This is a genomic window from Microvirga yunnanensis, assembly GCF_025460875.1.
The window spans coordinates 1-17,352 of the sequence record NZ_JAMXFI010000170.1; the positions used below are offsets into that span (position 1 = coordinate 1).

16 protein-coding genes are annotated in these 17,352 nt (G+C 67.8%); 11 read left to right on the top strand and 5 right to left on the bottom strand.

From position 1 onward, the window contains the following. Nucleotides 1–205: helix-turn-helix domain-containing protein (locus tag NF876_RS40380; protein WP_262273375.1), on the bottom strand; the 205-nt coding region annotated here is incomplete at its 3' end. 58 nt (nucleotides 206–263) lie between these two features. Between NF876_RS40380 and NF876_RS40385 the strand changes: the two genes are divergently transcribed. From NF876_RS40385 to acuI, 6 genes are all read left to right on the top strand, one after another. Continuing rightward, nucleotides 264–542 carry a LexA family protein gene (locus tag NF876_RS40385; protein ID WP_262273376.1) on the top strand — a complete coding sequence of 93 codons (279 nt, stop codon included), beginning with the start codon at nucleotides 264–266 and terminating at the stop codon, nucleotides 540–542. Nucleotides 543–664: 122 nt separating this feature from the next. Further along, nucleotides 665–1,510: a helix-turn-helix domain-containing protein gene (locus tag NF876_RS40390; protein ID WP_262273377.1), complete on the top strand. Its 846-nt coding sequence runs from the start codon at nucleotides 665–667 to the stop codon at nucleotides 1,508–1,510. Nucleotides 1,511–1,592: 82 nt separating this feature from the next. After that, nucleotides 1,593–2,855, top strand: a complete 1,263-nt coding sequence (locus tag NF876_RS40395; RefSeq protein ID WP_262273378.1) for a cell wall hydrolase — start codon at nucleotides 1,593–1,595, stop codon at nucleotides 2,853–2,855. An 852-nt stretch (nucleotides 2,856–3,707) separates the two neighbouring features. Further along, entirely contained in the window at nucleotides 3,708–4,376 is a 669-nt protein-coding gene (locus NF876_RS40400) for a M10 family metallopeptidase C-terminal domain-containing protein (RefSeq protein WP_262273379.1), read from the top strand. A 218-nt stretch (nucleotides 4,377–4,594) separates the two neighbouring features. Continuing rightward, nucleotides 4,595–5,833, top strand: a complete 1,239-nt coding sequence (locus NF876_RS40405) for an MFS transporter (protein ID WP_262273380.1) — start codon at nucleotides 4,595–4,597, stop codon at nucleotides 5,831–5,833. A gap of 89 nt (nucleotides 5,834–5,922) precedes the next feature. Continuing rightward, a complete protein-coding gene (acuI, locus tag NF876_RS40410) occupies nucleotides 5,923–6,909 on the top strand; it encodes an acrylyl-CoA reductase (NADPH) (protein WP_262273381.1) in 987 nt (328 codons plus the stop codon). Nucleotides 6,910–7,447: 538 nt separating this feature from the next. Here the strand turns inward: acuI and NF876_RS40415 are convergent. Next, nucleotides 7,448–8,395, bottom strand: coding sequence for a LysR family transcriptional regulator (locus NF876_RS40415; RefSeq protein ID WP_262273382.1), 948 nt, complete (start codon nucleotides 8,393–8,395; stop codon nucleotides 7,448–7,450). Nucleotides 8,396–8,566: 171 nt separating this feature from the next. Here NF876_RS40415 and wrbA point away from each other — a divergent pair, with 171 nt between their 5' ends. Continuing rightward, the gene (gene wrbA / locus NF876_RS40420) at nucleotides 8,567–9,169 is read left to right on the top strand and encodes an NAD(P)H:quinone oxidoreductase (protein ID WP_262273383.1); all 603 of its coding nucleotides are present in this window, start codon (nucleotides 8,567–8,569) and stop codon (nucleotides 9,167–9,169) included. Nucleotides 9,170–9,239: 70 nt separating this feature from the next. Here wrbA and NF876_RS40425 read toward each other — a convergent pair whose 3' ends face one another. Continuing rightward, the gene (locus tag NF876_RS40425; protein WP_373696788.1) at nucleotides 9,240–10,229 is read right to left on the bottom strand and encodes an L-threonylcarbamoyladenylate synthase; all 990 of its coding nucleotides are present in this window, start codon (nucleotides 10,227–10,229) and stop codon (nucleotides 9,240–9,242) included. A gap of 120 nt (nucleotides 10,230–10,349) precedes the next feature. Here NF876_RS40425 and NF876_RS40430 point away from each other — a divergent pair, with 120 nt between their 5' ends. The 4 genes from NF876_RS40430 (at nucleotide 10,350) to NF876_RS40445 (ending at nucleotide 14,978) form a co-directional block, all read left to right on the top strand. Then, nucleotides 10,350–12,128 (top strand): acyl-CoA dehydrogenase family protein, encoded by a 1,779-nt coding sequence (locus NF876_RS40430; protein ID WP_262273384.1) that lies wholly within the window; start codon nucleotides 10,350–10,352, stop codon nucleotides 12,126–12,128. Between the two features lie 4 nt (nucleotides 12,129–12,132). Further along, a complete protein-coding gene (locus NF876_RS40435; protein ID WP_262273385.1) occupies nucleotides 12,133–13,014 on the top strand; it encodes an SDR family oxidoreductase in 882 nt (293 codons plus the stop codon). 209 nt (nucleotides 13,015–13,223) lie between these two features. Then, nucleotides 13,224–14,219 (top strand): magnesium transporter CorA family protein, encoded by a 996-nt coding sequence (locus NF876_RS40440; RefSeq protein ID WP_262273386.1) that lies wholly within the window; start codon nucleotides 13,224–13,226, stop codon nucleotides 14,217–14,219. Between the two features lie 9 nt (nucleotides 14,220–14,228). Beyond that, a complete protein-coding gene (locus NF876_RS40445) occupies nucleotides 14,229–14,978 on the top strand; it encodes an SOS response-associated peptidase (RefSeq protein ID WP_262273387.1) in 750 nt (249 codons plus the stop codon). 217 nt (nucleotides 14,979–15,195) lie between these two features. On the opposite strand, the gene NF876_RS40450 is transcribed toward NF876_RS40445, so the two are convergent. Together NF876_RS40450 and NF876_RS40455 are read right to left on the bottom strand one after the other, a co-directional pair. Then, a complete protein-coding gene (locus tag NF876_RS40450; RefSeq protein WP_262273388.1) occupies nucleotides 15,196–16,446 on the bottom strand; it encodes a class I SAM-dependent RNA methyltransferase in 1,251 nt (416 codons plus the stop codon). Further along, nucleotides 16,439–17,167, bottom strand: coding sequence for a TlyA family RNA methyltransferase (locus NF876_RS40455; protein WP_262273389.1), 729 nt, complete (start codon nucleotides 17,165–17,167; stop codon nucleotides 16,439–16,441). Before NF876_RS40455 ends, NF876_RS40450 begins: the two co-directional genes overlap by 8 nt. Between the last annotated feature and the right edge of the window lie 185 nt (nucleotides 17,168–17,352).

Here is a 17,352-nt window from a genome sequence, read left to right on the forward strand (position 1 = left end):
CCACGAAGCGACGCTTGGTCCGGTACACGGTCGAGCCGCCCACAGCGACACTCTGGGCAATCGTCTCGTCCGGCACCCCAGCATCAGCCGCCAGCAGGATCTGCGCGCGCTTGAGCTTTCGGGCCGCATACTTGCCGCCGCTGAGCATCGCCTGGAGTTGGGTGTGCTCGGCCTCGCTCAGCTCAACCCGGTAGCGTATGGTCATCTCGGCCTCCCGTGTAAGAGGCCGAGATGAATCAGCCGATGAAGCGAGCGTATGGCGGATGTCTGAGAAAAGCTTCACTGACCGGCAGGGTCAGTACCTGGCCTTCATCGACGCCTACACGCGCGTCCATGGCCGCCCTCCGGCCGAGACCGACATGCAGCGCCATTTCCAGGTCACGCCGCCTTCCGTGCACCAGATGATCCTGACCTTGGAACGGGCCGGCCTGATCCGCCGTCAGCCCGGGGTGGCGCGAAGCATCGAGGTGTTGGTCGCCCCTGAAGGCCTGCCCCTCCTCCGCCGTCGCCAACCCGTCAAATCCTCTGCGCCGAGGATCTAGTGCACCGTGCGAAAAAGTGGACCCGGTTTTTCGCGTCGAACGGTGCGCCAGCCAAGAGTGGAGCATCGGATCAATCCCAAAAGTGAGTCCACTTTTGGGTCCGATGCTCTAGGGTCTCCCTCATGAGAACAGCGAGCGTCGAACCCGTGAACACCGACCGACATGTGGGCGATTACCTGCGCGAGTGGCGCCAGCGCCGGCGCCTCAGCCAGATGGATCTCGCGCTCGACGCGGAGATCTCCACCCGGCATCTGAGCTTCCTCGAAACCGGGCGATCCCAGCCCAGCCGCGAGATGGTGCTGCTGCTGGCGGAGAAGCTCGACATGCCCCTGCGCGAGCGCAACATCATGCTGGTGTCGGCGGGTTTCGCGCCGGTCTATTCGCAGCGCTCCCTCGATGATCCGGCCCTCGCCAGCATGCGTCAGGCGGTTGATCTCGTGCTCAAGGGGCACGATCCCTATCCCGCTCTGGCGGTGGACCGGCACTGGTCGCTCGTGTCCGCGAACGACGCGCTCGTATCCCTGATCGGCGACGTCGATCCGGCGCTGATGAAGCCGCCCGTCAACGTGCTGCGCCTGAGCATCCATCCCGCAGGGCTTGCGCGGCGCATCGTGAACTTCACCGAATGGCGCAACCATCTCGTCCACAGGCTGCATCACCAGGTGGATACGACCGGCGATGCGGTTCTGGCCGCTTTGATCGAGGAGCTGCGGTCCTATCCGACACCCGACGCGGCGCGGGCGCAGAAGGCGAACCATGATTATGCCGGCATCGTCGTGCCGCTCCAGATCCAGTCGGGGGAGGGCCTGCTCACCCTGTTCAGCACCACCACGATCTTCGGGACTCCCGTCGACGTCACCCTGTCGGAGCTCGCCATCGAGGCCTTCTTCCCGGCCGATCCCGAGACCGGATCCGCCCTGCGGCGTCTGGCCGAAAGGCGTCAGGCTGACGCAGCGTCACCGAGATGACCGGAGCCCCGCCTTAACCACCCATCAACCTTAACCCGCGATAACTTTACGACATCGGAGCCCTCCTGCTGGATGCTCCGGAATGTTCATGAGTTTTTGCAGGGTGTTGCGCGTGCGTCTTCCGTATCGTCGATCTCGGGTGAAATGGATCTGCGCCACCACGGCTCCCTGGGCGCTGGCCACCGGATTGCTGATCTCGTTCACCGCATCGGCCAGCAACGATCTCCATTCCGGCGTGAGCTTCACGCCGCGCAGCGCCACCGCCCGTCTCGTCGACACCGCGCTCATCCCGCCCACCGGCGCCTTGATCGGCGACGGAAAGCTCGGGATCGAGCGCGATGTCCTCCGGACCCTCCCGCGCTACGACCTGCCGGACGAGGTTGCCGATTCCGCGCCCCTCAAGGCCGACAGGAAGGCCGACGCGGGTCCCGATGCCATCGTGGACCGCTCCCTGAAAGGCAATCCCCTGGTGGCGCCGCACGCCACCCTGTCCCGGCGCGCCAGGCAGCTGCGCTCGACCCTCGATCAGATGGGCAGCACGCGGCTGCTCTACAGCCGCGACGAGCGGCTTCTGCCGCCGACCGTCCTCATGGAGGGCCAGCTCGAGGCGCCGGAGACCGAGCAGGCCTTCGAGCCCTGGGAAGCGCCCGAATACACCACGACGCGCCAGTCCACCTCCGTCCAGTCCCCGGCCGCGGCGGCCGCGGGCTCGACCGGGGCCGCGGCGAGCCCCACCACTCCCATGGTGAAGCGCGCGACCGCCCTGTCGTCGACGACCCCGGCTCCGGTCGAGGCGACGCCCATCGAAATCGCGGCCGCCCCCGTGTCCCTGCAATCCCCGCGCCTCGACCGCGGCGGCTATGGGGATCTGTCCATCCTGCCCAAGAGCGACGATCCCGACCGTCCCCGCTATGCCGACCTGATCGATCCGGACAACCTGAGCAAGGAGCAGCGCTGCCTCGCCGAGGCGGTCTATTTCGAGGCGCGCAGCGAGCCCGTCGAAGGGCAGGCGGCGGTGGCCCAGGTGGTTCTCAACCGGGTGAAGAGCGGGCTCTACCCGTCCAGCATCTGCGGCGTGGTCTATCAGAACCGGCATCGCCATCTCGCCTGCCAGTTCACCTTCGCCTGCGAGGGCAAGGCCCTGCGCATCCGCGACACCGAGTCCTGGGAGCGCGCCAAGAGCGTCGCGAGCGCCGTGCTCGAGGGCAAGACCTATCTCGCGGACGTGGGCGGCGCGACCCATTACCACGCCGATTACGTCCGGCCCTATTGGGCGCGCCGCCTGAAGAAGATGGATGTGATCGGACGCCACATTTTCTACAAGCTCAAGCCCGGCCAGACTTGAGGTATGTTTCACGCCCGTGCGCTTCGGCACTTCGAATCGTGTAACAGAGTACTATCGAGGTGGAAGCGCGTCGCTGGAGGGTGAGGAAGCCGTGGCAACCATTCGAAATTCCGTTCCGGGGACGGGCTACGGCAACGCCTATGTCGATGCCCTGGTGTGGGGCGGAACGGCCTGGAACACCGCGACCGGGTCCATCAAGGTCTGGTTCGGTCAAAGCGGCGATGTCGCGGCGGCGAGCGCCGTCCACGGCCCGAGCGACATCCTGACGAGCGGTCTGTCGGTCAGGAACTGGACCAAGGCCGAGAAGGCCATCTTCGACTATGCGATCCAGGTGTATGAAAGCGTCTGCGGGTTGAAATTCGACCTCGCCGGTTCCGCCGCCGAGGCCAATATCGTCTGGTGGAAGATGCCGCTGGACGGCAGCACGCTCGGACTGCACGAGGTGCCTGACAGGGGGCAGATCTGGGGCTACTTCGACCCGACGATGCCCTCATGGAGCTGGATGAATTTCGGCGGTGACGGCCTCAACACCGTCTTGCACGAATTCGGTCACGGCGTGGGCTTGGCCCATCCGCATGACGGCGGAACGGGCCCGGATGCGACGACATTTCCGGGCGTGACGGATTCCGGAACCCTCGGGCCGAACGGCCTGAACCAGGCCATCTGGACGGTCATGTCCTACAACCCCGGTTGGGCTCAGGCCGGGTCCGCCCTGTCCTACGGCAATCAGGCAGGGCTCGGCGCCTTCGACATCGCGGCCTTGCAGGCGCTCTACGGAAAGAACATGGACGGGAGCCAGGGGAGCAACGTCTACGCGCTGCCGACCCTGAGCCCGACCGTCGACGAGCAGGGGTGGTCCTGTCTCTGGGATGCCGGCGGACGGGACACGATCACCGCCACCGGGCATCCGATGGTGTCACCATCGATCTTCGCTCCGCAACCCTCGAGCCGGGAGATCCCCATGCGGGCGGCTTCGTCTCCCGGGAGAAGGGCGTTGCCGGCGGCTACACGATCGCCAACGGCGTCACGATCGAGAATGCCACCGGCGGACGCTTCGCCGACAGGCTTCAGGGCAACAGTGCCGGAAACCTGCTGCGCGGCCGCGACGGCGCCGACACCCTGGTCGGCGGCGGCGGCGACGACATCCTTTACGGCGGCGCAGGCAGCGACAGGCTCTCCGGCGGCGCGGGCCAGGACGTCTTCGTGTTCGACACCCGAGCCAGCCAGGACCAGAGCGTCGACCGGATCGACGACTTCGACGCGGCCTACGATACGATCCGGCTCGACAACAAGGTCTTCACCGCGCTGGGCTCCGGAAGCGCGTCCAAGCCCAAGGCCTTGAAGGCCGACATGTTCATTCGCGCCAAGAAGGCGCAGGATCACGAGGATCGGGTGATCTACGACACGAAGTCCGGCGCGCGCTCATACGATGCCGACGGTTCGGGTGCCGGCGCCCCGGTGAAGTTCGCCACCCTCGGAAAGCATCTGAAGCTCACCTATCACGACTTCTTCGTGATCTAGAGCATCGCGCGGGCGAAAGCGGGCCGCCGACGCGGCCCGCTTTCGTCCGCACTCGACGATGCGCCAGCCCGGAGTGCAGCATCGGGAGGAAATCGGAGCCGAATACCCGCTGCTATTCATCACAGAGCCTCATACCAAAGCCTACAAACTTTCAATGTTGCCGGTGGACGACTTGGGCTAGTCTGCGCACCCCTGCCTTCCTTCAAAGGGCCGTGAGCATGTCAGCTTCCCCCGCTCGATCCCGCGTCTCGCCGGAAATCATCGTCGTCGCCGGCTGCCTGATCGCCCTGATCACCTTCGGCCCGCGGGCGTCCTCCGGCCTGTTCCAGCTGCCCATGATCACGGAATACGGCTGGGGGCGGGACACGTTCGGCTTCGCCATCGCGATCCAGAACCTGCTCTGGGGTCTGGGCCAGCCCTTCGCGGGCGCAGTGGCGGACCGGTTCGGAGCCTTCCGGGTGCTCTGCGCCGGCGCGCTCCTCTACGCGCTCGGCCTCGTCGCCATGGCCTATGCCACCACGCCCGGCATGCTGCATCTCGGGGCCGGCGTGCTCATCGGCTTCGGCCTGTCCGGCTGCTCGTTCAACCTGGTACTCGGCGCGTTCGGCAAGCTTCTGCCGGAGCAATGGCGTCCCATGGCCTTCGGGGCCGGAACGGCCGCCGGCTCGTTCGGCCAGTTCCTGTTCCCGCCCATCGGGAACGTGCTGATCGATTCCCTGGGCTGGCATCAGGCGCTTCTCGTCTTCGCCGCGAGCGTGCTTCTCGTCATGCCGCTCGCCGTCGCGCTCGCCACGCGGCCGACGGGCGATTCCGCCCAGAGCGGGGCGGCCGTTCCGAACCAATCGATCAAGCAGGCCCTGACGGAGGCGTTCCGGCACCGCTCCTACGTGCTGCTGGTGCTCGGCTTCTTCACCTGCGGGTTCCAGCTCGCCTTCATCACTGTCCACCTGCCGGCCTATCTCAAGGATGCGGGCCTCTCGGCGGCGGTCGGCGGATGGACCCTCGCGGTCATCGGCCTGGCCAATGCGGTCGGCTCCCTCGGCTCGGGCTGGCTGTCCACCCGCATGTCGAAGCGCTGGCTGCTCGCCTGGATCTATCTCGGCCGCTCCGTGGCGATCGCCGCCTTCATCCTGGTTCCGGCCACGCCCACGACGTCGATCCTGTTCGGCATCTCCATCGGGCTCCTCTGGCTCTCCACCGTGCCGCCCACCTCGTCCCTGGTCATGCTGATGTTCGGCACCCGCTACATGGCCATGCTCTACGGCTTCGCGTTCTTCTCGCACCAGGTCGGCGGCTTCCTCGGGGTGTGGCTCGGCGGGCTCCTCTACGAGATCAACGGCAATTACAGCGCCGTGTGGTGGCTGTCGGTTCTGCTCGGCCTCGCGTCCGCGCTGATCAACCTGCCGATCAAGGAGCAGCCGGTCGCGCGCGGGCCCGTCCTGCAGCCGGCGGAGTAAGGAAGCCGACCTCTGCTGCGAAGGGCTAAGGCCTTTGCCCTTGCCCTGATCCTTTGGTGCGCCAAAAGATGGACGCGGGAGGATTCGGCATGAGCACGTTCAGGGCCGTCGTCATCGACAAGAATGAATCAGGTCAGAGTGTCGGGGTCCGCAGCTTCGACGAGGCGGACCTCATGGACGGCGACGTGACCGTGCGCGTCTCGCACTCGACGCTGAACTACAAGGATGGCCTTGCGATCACCGGCAAGGCCCCGGTGGTGCGCCGCTTTCCCATGATTCCCGGCGTCGATCTCGCGGGCGTCGTGGAGGCTTCCTCGGATCCCGCGTTCAAGCCCGGCGACGCGGTCGTGCTCAACGGCTGGGGCCTGGGCGAGACCCATCTCGGCGCCTACGCGGAGAAGGTGCGGGTGAAGGGCGACTGGCTGATCCCGCTGCCGCAGGCCCTGTCCGCAGAGCAGGCCATGGCGGTCGGCACCGCCGGCTATACGGCGATGCTGTGCCTGATGGCCCTGGAACGGCATGGGCTGCGTCCGGAGCGCGGTCCTGCCATCGTGACCGGCGCCGTCGGCGGGGTCGGCTCCGTCGCCGTGGCGCTCCTCGCCAGGGCCGGATGGCATGTGATCGCCTCGACCGGCCGACCGGAAGAAGCCGATTACCTGAAAAGCCTCGGCGCGGCCGAGATCCTCGACCGGAGCGAACTCGCGGGCCCCGGCCGGCCGCTCGCCAAGGAACGCTGGGCGGCCGGAATCGACACGGTCGGCTCCACGACCCTCGCCAACCTCCTGTCCATGACGAAATATGGCGGCGCGATCGCCGCCTGCGGGCTCGCGGGCGGGATGGATCTGCCGGCGACCGTCGCGCCCTTCATCCTGCGCAACGTGGCGCTCCTCGGCGTCGATTCGGTGATGGCCCCGAAAGCCTTGCGCATGGAGGCCTGGAGCCGGATCGCCCGGGAGCTCGACCACGGCAAGCTCGCCGCCATGACCACGGTGATCCCGCTCGACCGGGTGCTGGAGGCGGGCCGCGCAATCGTCGAAGGCCGGATCAAGGGACGCGTCGTGGTGGAAATCGCCTAGCGCATCGGACGGCCAAAACATGACGCGTGGAGGGGGCGCGCCACCACAATGGTCACCCTCCACGTCATCACCGGGCTTGTCCCGGTGATCCCGATACGGTGAAGCGCGGCGCCCCAAAAGATCGGGATGGCCGGCACAAGGCCGGCCATGACGTGGGAAGGGTGTCATCACCAGGTCACACACCCTCCACGTCATCACCGGGCTCGTCCCGGTGATCCCGATGCGAGAGGCGCCGCGCTTCAAACAATCGGGATGGCCGGCACAAGGCCGGCCATGACGTGTAGAGGGTGTTGTCACCGGCTTCTACCAACACTCCACGTCATCACCCGTTCTCACCATCCTCCCACGTCATCACCGGGCTTGTCCCGGTGATCCCGATTGCCGGGAACGCCGCGCCTCACCGCCTCGGGATGGCCGGCGAGAGGCGGGTGATGACCGGCCGGCCATGACGGGGGAGCGTTTCGACTCGATCCGGGAGTGGCGCGGGCCTGGAGCATCGAACGCAAAAGTGGGAACCGGTTCTGCGTGAAGAGATGCTTCAGGCGACGGGCGCGGGCGCCGAAGCCCTCCTCCCTGCGCCCTCGATCCATTTCTTCTGCTTGGCGATCTCGGCGGCCATGAAGTCCATGAAGGCGCGCACGCGCGCCGATTGGCGCAGGTCCGGGTGGGTCAGGAGCCACAGCCCCGCGGCGAAATCCGGATTGATGTCGGAGAGCCGGACGAGATCCGGGTTCGAGTCCGCGATGAAACAGGGCAGGGGGCCGATGCCGGTTCCGGCCTGCACGGACTCGGCGAGGCCAAGGACCGTGTTGACCTTGTAGACGATGTTTTCCGGAGACACGTGCTCGCGCACGAAGCGGGCGGCTTTCAGGGCCGCCAGGTTGTCGCCCAGGGCCACCCAGTGCCGGTCGAACAGGTCGGTCAGGCTGACGTCGTCGGGACCGCGGACATCGGGAAAATCCTCCACCCGTCCGTAGACCGCCCAGGCGATCGTCGCCACCCGGCGCCCGACGAGGGTCTCCGGCGGATCGTCCGTGGCGCGGATCGCCACGTCGGCGTCGCGCTTCGACAGGTTGAGCGCCTGGTTGGCGAGCACCACGTCGAGCCGCATCTCGGGGCAGGCGGTGATGAAGCGGGAGAAGATCGGCGTCAGGAGGTGGACGAGCAGGGTGTCGTTGGTGGTGACCCGCAGCTCTCCGGTGGGCGCCACGGCCTGTCCGGCGAGCTTGCGCGTGAACGCGGTGACGTTCTCGTCCATCTGCTCGGCGAGCGCCGACATCTCCTCCCCGGCCGGGGTGAGGACATAACCGGTCCGATGGCGCTCGAAGAGCTTGACGCCCAGATTGTCTTCCATCTGGCCGAGCCTGCGGAAAACCGTCGAATGGTTGACCCCGAGTCGCTCGGCGGCGCCGGCCAGGCCGTTGGCCTCGGCGATGATCTTTACGAGCCTGAAATCGTCCCAGTCGAGATGCTGCTGCTTGGTCATCGGTTTTGCATCCGCGCAAGAGAGACCCTGCAAATCTAACACTGGTTTTGCAGTAGGGAAAGCTTATCCTCCATCCCGTCAAACACCAACAGGCGACGTTCTTCCGGTCCGATCCTATGCGCGGCCGGAAGCGAGCCGTCCTGCGTCTCATTTCAACCGATCGGAGTTCACATGACCAAGGTTCTGGTTCTGTATTATTCGTCCTGGGGTCACATCGAGCAGATGGCCTATGCCGCCGCCGAAGGCGCCCGCGAGGCCGGGGCCGAGGTCGTGGTGAAGCGCGTGCCGGAGCTCGTTCCCGCCGAGGTGGCTCAGGCCGCCCACTACAAGACCGACCAGAAGGCCCCCGTGGCCACCGTCGAGGAGCTGCCGGACTACGACGCCATCATCATCGGCACGCCGACCCGTTACGGCACCATGACGGCGCAGATGAAGAACTTCCTCGATCAGACCGGCGGCCTGTGGGCCCAGGGCAAGCTGATCGGCAAGGTCGGTTCGGTCTTCACCTCCACGGCGACCCAGCACGGCGGCCAGGAAGCCACCATCCTGACCACCCTGCCGGTGCTCCTGCACCACGGCATGGTGGTGGTCGGCCTGCCTTATTCGTTCCAGGGCCAGATGGGCGTCGACCAGATCCGCGGCGGCTCGCCCTACGGCGCCTCCACCATCGCGGCCGGCGACGGCTCGCGCCAGCCGAGCGAAATCGACCTCGACGGCGCCCGCTTCCAGGGCCGGCACGTGGCCCAGATCGCCGCGAAGCTCGCCGCGAAGTAACTCACCCGTCCTGTCGGGGCCGGCCTTGTGCCGGCCTTGTGCCGGCCCTCGCGGTGCGGCTCGGGGCGCCTCACCGCTCCGCGGCGGCGCGCCTCAGGCGGTCGTTGATGGCTTCGCCCAGGCCGGTGTCCGGAACCGGGCTCACGGCGATCGTCGCGGCCCCGGACGCATCGAGCCGGCGGAGATAGGAGAACAAATGGGCGGCGGCCTCCACGAGGTCGCCGTTTTCGCTGAGGTTCAGGGCGGCGTGGGCCGCGTCCACGCCGTGAGGTGTCCCGGGGCCGAACAGCAGCGCGGCCTCGCCCGGCAGAAAGCTCGCCGCGTTCAGGCGCACCTGCGCCCGCGGCGCGTAATGGGACGCGAGCATGCCCGGCGCGAGCGGGCTTGAGCCCGCCTCCGGCCCGCCTTCGAGCGGTCGGCCGATCAGGTCCTCGATGGCCTCGCGCGGGATCCCTCCGGGCCGGAGCAGGCGCGCCGCCCCGCCCAGGCACGACACGATGGTCGATTCGACACCGACCCGCGCCGCTCCCCCGTCCAGCACCGCATCGATGCGTCCGTCGAGATCCCCCAGAACGTGTTCCGCATCGGTCGGGCTCACGCGGCCCGAGCGGTTCGCCGAAGGGGCGGCGACCGGCCGGCCGGTCCGTTCCAGGAGCGCATGGGCGAGGGGATGGGCCGGAACCCGCAACCCGACGCTGTCGAGCCCCGCGCGGGCGAGATCGGACACGGTGCAGGTCGGCGCCACCGGCACCACCAGGGTGAGGGGCCCGGGCCAGAAGGCCTCCGCCAGCCGCGTCGCTGTCCCATCGAAGACTCCCTGGCGCTTGGCCGAGTCGAAGCTGTCCAGATGGGAGATCAGCGGGTTGAAGCTCGGACGCTCCTTGGCCGCGTAGATGCCCGCGACTGCCTCCGCGTCCGTCGCATCCGCGCCAAGGCCGTAGACCGTCTCCGTCGGAAAGGCCACGAGCCCGCCGCGCCGCAGGAGGGCGGCGGCTTCGGCAAGGCCCGCCGCATCGGCGGCCAGACGCTCCGTTTGGCGCATTGACCCGTGATCGTTCACGTCTAAACTATCCTTTGCCCGTGGGGCCTATGCCTTGCGGCATTTGCCCTTGCCGGGCGGGTTTAACGGCGCGAGAACTCGCGTCAACATGAAAAGCCCACGGATTGAGAGGAACCGTTGATGACCTACCGCGCGCCTGTCCCGGACATCGTCTTTACCATGCGGCACGTGGCGGGCCTCGACCGGGCCGTGGCCGACGGCCTCTATGGCGACCTGTCGGCCGATCTGGCCGAGACCGTCCTCGAGGAGGCGGGCCGCTTCGCCAACGACGTGATCGCCCCGCTCAACCGCGAGGGCGATCGGGTCGGCGCGACCTTCAAGGACGGCCAGGTGACCACGGCGCCCGGCTGGAAGCAGGCCTACCGGGCCTGGACGGACGCCGGGTGGAACGCGCTGCCGGGTCCGGTGGATTATGGCGGGCAGGGCCTGCCGACGCTCCTCAACTCGGCCTGCGTGGAGATGTGGAACGCCGCCTCCATGGCCTTCGGCATCGGGCCCGTGCTCACCATGGGGGCCATCGAGGCGCTCGTCTCCCACGCGTCGGACGACCTGAAGGGCCGCTATCTCGAGAAGCTGGTCTCGGGCGAGTGGACCGCGACCATGAACCTGACGGAGCCGCAGGCGGGCTCGGACCTCGCGGCCCTGCGCTCGCGCGCCGAGCCTGCGGGCGACGGCACCTATCGCGTCACCGGCCAGAAGATCTTCATCACCTACGGCGAGCACGATCTCACCGACAACATCGTCCACCTCGTGCTCGCGCGCCTGCCCGATGCGCCGGCCGGGACGCGTGGCATCTCGCTCTTCCTGGTGCCGAAATTCCTGCCCGACGGCACGCGCAACGACGTGCGCTGCCATTCCATCGAGCACAAGCTCGGCATCCATGCCTCGCCCACCTGCACGATGATCTTCGGCGATCATGGCGGCGCCGTCGGATGGCTCGTCGGCGAAGAGAATCGCGGTCTCGCCTGCATGTTCACGATGATGAACAACGCCCGCCTGGCGGTGGGCCTCCAGGGCGTGGCGATCGCCGAGCGCGCCTACCAGCAGGCCCTGTCCTACGCCAACGAGCGCCGGCAGGGCCGGGCCATCGGGGCCGCGGAGGGCATGAGCCCGATCGCCGTGCATCCGGACGTGCAGCGCAACCTGCTCACCATGAAGGCGCTGACCGCGGCGGCGCGCGCCATCTGCTACATGACCGCAGAGGCCATCGACCGGGCCCATCTCGAACAGGATCCCGGGCGCCGGAAGCGAGCCAATGAGCGCGCCTCCCTGCTCACCCCGGTGGCAAAGGCCTTCTCGACCGATATCGGCGCCGAGGTGGCGTCGCTCGGCGTGCAGGTCCACGGCGGCATGGGCTTCATCGAGGAGACCGGCGCCGCCCAGCATTTCCGCGATGCGCGCATCGCGCCGATCTACGAGGGCACCAACGGCATCCAGGCCATCGATCTGGTCACCCGCAAGCTGCCGCTGTCCGGCGGCGAGACCGTGCGGGCGCAGATCGCCGCCATGCGCGCCACCGTGGCGCGGCTCCTGAAGGAAGGCACGCCGGCCTTCGGGGCGACCGCGCCGCGCCTGCGCGACGCCGTCGAGAGCCTCGACCGAGCCACGGGCTATCTCCTGAAGGCCGTCTCCTCCAACGCTCAGGGCGAGGCGCTGGCGGGCGCGACCCCTTACCTGCGCCTCTTCGCGCTGGCCCAGGGCGGCGCGGCGCTCGCCGAACTGGCGCTCGCCGCCCAGGCGCAGGCCTCCGCGGGCGACGGCGATCCGGCCCATGCCGGCCGCATCGCGCTCTGCCGCTTCTTCGCCGAGAACATCGCCGTCGGGGCGAAAGGCCTGGAGGACACGGTCATGAGCGGGGCAGGCTTCCTGCAGGATGCAACCCTGGCGCTGGCGAGCTGACATCATGAGCCTCAAGGGAAAGACTCTCTTCATCACCGGCGCCTCCCGGGGCATCGGGCTGGCCATCGGGCTTCGCGCCGCCAGCGACGGGGCGAACGTGGTCGTTGCGGCCAAGACCGCCGAGCCGCACCCGAAGCTTCCCGGCACCATCTACACGGCCGCGGAGGAGATCGAGGCGGCGGGCGGCCGGGCGCTGCCCCTCGTGGTCGACGTGCGCGACGAGGAGGCGGTGAAGGGCGCGATCGAGACCGCGGTCGCGACCTTCGGCGGCCTCGACGTCGTGGTCAACAATGCGAGCGCCATCAGCCTCACGCCGACGCCGCAGACCGACATGAAGCGCTTCGATCTGATGCACCAGATCAACACGCGCGGCACCTACATGGTGTCGAAATACGCGATCCCGCATCTGGAAAAGGCCGAGAACCCGCACATCCTCATGCTCTCGCCGCCGCTGGACATGAGCGAGAAGTGGTTCGCCCCGCATCTGGCCTACAGCCTCGCCAAATACGGCATGAGCCTCTGCGTCCTGGGGCTGGCCGGGGAGTTGCGGCCGAAGGGCATCGCCGTCAACGCCCTCTGGCCGCGCACGACCATCGCGACGAGCGCGGTCAGGAACCTGCTCGGCGGGGACGCGCTCGTTCAGGCGAGCCGCACTCCGGAGATTCTCGCGGATGCCGCCCACGCGGTCTTCCAGAAGCCGTCCAAGAGTTTCTCGGGCCATTTCCTCATCGACGACGTGTTCCTGTCGGGCGAGGGCGTGCCCGATTTCGAACGCTACCGGGTCGACCCGTCGAAGCCGCTCGCCCCGGACTTCTTCGTGCCCGACGACACGCCGCCCCTGTCATCGTTGGGTGAGGCAGATCCGCTTCACTCCGGTCGCGAATGACCCCCTCCCACGTCGTGGCCGGGCTTGTCCCGGCCATCCCGATCCGGAAAAGCGCGGCGCTCCTCGCATCGGGATCACCGGGACAAGCCCGGTGATGACGCGGAGAGTGGATTCCGGGCGACCGACCGAGAATGACAGCGTGTTTTCGTGAGAGTACAAACCTTCCGTCGATCTGACATGACTGGGCTTCCACAAAGGCGAGTACGCGTATGATCGTGATTCACAGGCCCGCGCAGGTGAAGGGACCGATGGGCGAGTCCCTCGACCGCGAAATTCTTCCGCCCGGCGATCCCATTCCTCCCGACGCCCTGTGGATCGACCTGATCGACCCGTCCAAGGACGAGGACAGGCTTGTCGAGGCCCATCTCAGCATCGAGATCCCGACCAAGGAGGAAATGGCCGACATCGAGCCCTCCGAGATCCTCTATCACGAGAACAATGCCCGCTACATGACCGCGCGGGTCCTGTGCAGCTCGGACACCGACAACCCGAAGCTGATCGACGTGTCGTTCATCCTGACCGAGAAGGCGCTGGTCACCGTGCGCTACGGGGAGCCGCGCTCGTTCAGCATGTTCATGGCGCGCGCCGTGAAGCCCGGCGGATGCCGGCATCAGCCCGAGGCCGTGCTCGACGGCCTGCTCGAGACCATCATCGACCGGGCGGCCGAGATCCTCGGAGCGGTCGGCGCCCGCATCGACCGCCTGTCGCAGGCGATCTTCGACAACGAGAAGCAGGGCGCGCGCCGGGCCGCCTCCTACCGGTTCGCCCTGCGGTCCATCGGCCGCAAGGGCGACATCATCTCGAACGTGCGCGAGAGCATGGTGTCGGTGGAGCGCATGCTGCTGTTTCTCTCCGCCAGCATGCCGCGCCCGCAGAAGACGGCCGGCTACCAGTCGGAATGGCGCACCGCGCTCCGGGACGTGCAGTCCATCGAGGAGCACGCCACCTTCCTGTCCAGCAAGGTGCAGTTCCTGCTCGATGCGACGCTCGGTTTCGTCACCATGGAGCAGAACGACATCATCAAGATCTTCTCGGTCATGTCGGTGATCTTCCTGCCGCCGACTCTGGTCTCGTCGCTCTACGGCATGAACTTCAAGGTGATGCCCGAACTCGACTGGGAATTCGGCTACCCGTGGGCCATCGCCCTGATGGTGCTCGCCGCCGTGCTGCCCTATCTGTTCTTCCGCTGGAAGCGGTGGCTTTAGGAGAATGCCATGTGCGGGCGCTACGCGATCACGCTCCCTCCCGAGACCTATCGGGATTTTTTCGGCTATCCCGAGCAGCCGAACTATCCTCCGCGCTACAACGTGGCTCCCACCCAGCCCGTGCCGATCGTGCTGGAAGACCGGGGCGAGCGGCACTTCATGCTCGTGCGCTGGGGTTTCCTGCCGTCCTGGGTGAAGGATCCCAAGGACTTCCCGCTCGTCATCAACGCGCGCGGCGAGACGCTCCAGACCAAGCCCACCTTCAAGGCGGCCCTGAAGCGCCGGCGCTGCATCTTCCTCGCCGACGCCTTCTATGAATGGCGGCGGGACGGGCGGGAGAAGACCCCGTTCATGATCCGCCCGCGCAGCCGCAGGCCCATGCCGATGGCGGGCCTGTGGGAGACCTACACGAGCCCGGACGGGGCCGAGATCGACACCGCCGCCATCGTGACGACGGATGCCAACGGCACCCTTTCGGCCGTGCACGACCGCATGCCGGTGATCCTGTCGGACCAGGATATCGGCGCCTGGCTCGACGTCCGCGACGAACGCGCCGACGTGATGAGCCTCGTGCGTCCCTGTCCCGACGATTGGCTCGACCTGGTGCCGGTCTCGAGCCGCGTGAACAAGGTCGAGAACGACGATCCCGGCCTGATGGAGCCGCTGGCGCGGCCGGAGCCCGCGCCGGTCCCGGAGAGGAAGCCGAAAGCGAAGAAGCCGCTCTCCAGCGACGAGGACGAGCAGGGGAGCCTGTTCTAGAGCATCGGACGGAAAAGTGGATCCGGTTTTCCGTTCTGACCGATGCTCTCATCCAAGAAGAAAGCATCGGACCCAAAAGTGCAAGTCCACTTTTGGGTCCGATGCTTTAGCACATCGTGCGGACGAAAGCGGGCCTCGCCCCTCGCCACGTCATCACCGGCCTTGTGCCGGTGATGACGTGCGGAGAGTGGCCATGACGTGACAGGAAGGGACGGCGCTACCGCCGCTTCTTCGCCACGTCGCGCCTCAGGATCCCGACCACCTCCAGATGCGGCGAGTGCTTGAACTGGTCGACCGGGATCACCCGCTCGAGACGGTAGCCCGCGCCCATGAGAATAGCGGCATCGCGGGCGAAGGTGGCGGCGTCGCAGGAGACGCTCACCACGAGCGGGACCTTGGACACCGCGAGCTGCTTCACCTGCGCCTCCGCGCCCGCGCGCGGCGGATCGAGCACCACGGCGTCGAAGGCGTCGAGTTCGGGCGTCAGCAGCGGCCGGCGGAAGAGATCGCGCGCCTCGGTGGTGATCCGGCGCAGGCCGGGCGTCGCCCGGGCGGCCTTGCCGAGGGCCGTCATCGCGCCCTTGTCGAACTCCACCGCGTGGACGTCGGCCGTCTCCGCAAGCCGCAGCGCGAACGGCCCGGCCCCGGCGAAGAGATCGGCCACGCGCTCGGCGCGCGCGCAGGCCTCGGTGACGAAGCCCGCCAGCGTTTCTTCGCCGAGCCGTGTGGCCTGCAGGAACGAGCCCGCGGGCGGAACGACGGCGGCGCGGCCCATCGCGATGGCGGGCGGGCGCCGCTCCACGATCACGTCCCCGTGGATCGACAGGCGCGAGAGGTCGAGGCTCGCCGCGAGATCGATGAGGCGCAGGCGCTCCGGATCCTTGAGGGGGCCGAAGCCGCGCACGTCCACGTCGAAGCCGGTCTGCGTCGCGGTGATCTGAACGTCGAGCGGCTTGCGCGGGCCCTTCAGATGCTCGCCGATGGAGCGGGCGATCTCGGGCGCCCGGTCCTTCAGGACCGGCTCCGTGATGGGACAGAAGGCGATCTCGACGATCTGGTGGCTGCGCGGGGCCATGAAGCCCACATGCATGGCGCGGTCGGGAAAGCGCACGTGCAGCGTCACCCGCCGGCGTCCCTCGCCATGGGCGTCGATGAGCGGCTCGACGGGCGCGTCGATGCGCGCCTGCTTCAGGGTATGGACGAGGGTCTCCTGCTTCCAGGCCTGATAGAAGCCGTGCCTCATGTGCTGCGTCGCGCAGCCGCCGCATTGGTCGAAATACGGGCAGAACGGCGTCTCGCGCTCGGGCGACGGCTCATCGACGGAGACGAGGCGCGCATGCGATCCCTCGCGCTCGATGGTGACGGTCTCGCCCGGCAGCACCTTCGGCACGAAGACGGACCCGGAAGGCGTGTCCGCGATGCCGTCGGCCTTCGCGCCGAGGCGCCTGATGATCACCTGTTCAGCCAATGCGGGCTCCCAGCAAGAATTCACGATTGCCGTCCCCGCCCTCGATGGGCGAAGGGACGATCCCGGTCACCTCGAAGCCGAGGGACGTGACGAAGGCCGAGAGGTCCTCGCACACGGCGAGGTGCACCGCCTCGTCGCGCACGATGCCCTTCTTCACGTGATCGCGGCCGGCTTCGAATTGCGGCTTCACGAGAACGGCGAGCTCCGCCCGGGGCTTCAGCAGGGCCACGGCGGGCGGCAGGACGAGCTTGAGCGAGATGAAGCTCACGTCCGAGACCAGGAGATCGGCCGCCTGCGGGATGAGTTCGCGGCTCAGCGAACGGGCATCCGTGCCCTCGAAATTCGTCACCCTGGCGTTGCCCACGATGGTGGGATGCAGCTGGCCGTGCCCCACATCCACCGCATAGACATGGGCCGCGCCGCGCAGGAGCAGCACCTCCGTGAAGCCCCCCGTGGAGGCGCCGATGTCGAGGCAGACCTTGTCCCTCGGGTCGATGTGGAAGGCATCGAGCGCCGCCGCGAGCTTGACGCCGCCGCGGGACACGTAGGGGTGCGGCTGCTCGGCCGTGATCAAGGCCTCCTCTGGGACCGGGTCGGACGCCCGGCGGACGACGGCGCCGTTCACGGTCACGAGCCCGGCCGCGATGGCCTCCTGGGCCCGGGCGCGGCTCATGAAGAAGCCGCGCTCGACGAGGACCACATCGGCGCGCCTGCGGGTCATCGGAGCCTCGCGTTCATCTGGATCACGATCCTTTTATGGGCAGAAGCCGGGCCCGGCCTAGTACTACAGCCGGGCCTTTCCTCGGTGCCGTGTGCGTTTGCGCCAGTGACATTCGCGCGCCCGCTGCTGATGGCGCCGACGCCACACCGACCAGTGCTCCACGGCCTCAAGCGAGGGCGGCCGCT

Bases quoted from the DNA above. Each gene is read 5' to 3' on its own strand.
- NF876_RS40390 (WP_262273377.1), top strand. From the start codon at position 665: ATGAGAACAGCGAGCGTCGAACCCGTGAACACCGACCGACATGTGGGC.
- wrbA (WP_262273383.1), top strand. From the start codon at position 8,567: ATGACCAAGGTTCTGGTTCTGTATTATTCGTCCTGGGGTCACATCGAG.
- NF876_RS40385 (WP_262273376.1), top strand. From the start codon at position 264: ATGTCTGAGAAAAGCTTCACTGACCGGCAGGGTCAGTACCTGGCCTTC.
- NF876_RS40445 (WP_262273387.1), top strand. From the start codon at position 14,229: ATGTGCGGGCGCTACGCGATCACGCTCCCTCCCGAGACCTATCGGGAT.
- NF876_RS40415 (WP_262273382.1), bottom strand. From the start codon at position 8,395: ATGACCAAGCAGCAGCATCTCGACTGGGACGATTTCAGGCTCGTAAAG.
- NF876_RS40435 (WP_262273385.1), top strand. From the start codon at position 12,133: ATGAGCCTCAAGGGAAAGACTCTCTTCATCACCGGCGCCTCCCGGGGC.
- NF876_RS40405 (WP_262273380.1), top strand. From the start codon at position 4,595: ATGTCAGCTTCCCCCGCTCGATCCCGCGTCTCGCCGGAAATCATCGTC.
- acuI (WP_262273381.1), top strand. From the start codon at position 5,923: ATGAGCACGTTCAGGGCCGTCGTCATCGACAAGAATGAATCAGGTCAG.
- NF876_RS40430 (WP_262273384.1), top strand. From the start codon at position 10,350: ATGACCTACCGCGCGCCTGTCCCGGACATCGTCTTTACCATGCGGCAC.
- NF876_RS40455 (WP_262273389.1), bottom strand. From the start codon at position 17,167: ATGACCCGCAGGCGCGCCGATGTGGTCCTCGTCGAGCGCGGCTTCTTC.
- NF876_RS40395 (WP_262273378.1), top strand. From the start codon at position 1,593: ATGTTCATGAGTTTTTGCAGGGTGTTGCGCGTGCGTCTTCCGTATCGT.
- NF876_RS40440 (WP_262273386.1), top strand. From the start codon at position 13,224: ATGATCGTGATTCACAGGCCCGCGCAGGTGAAGGGACCGATGGGCGAG.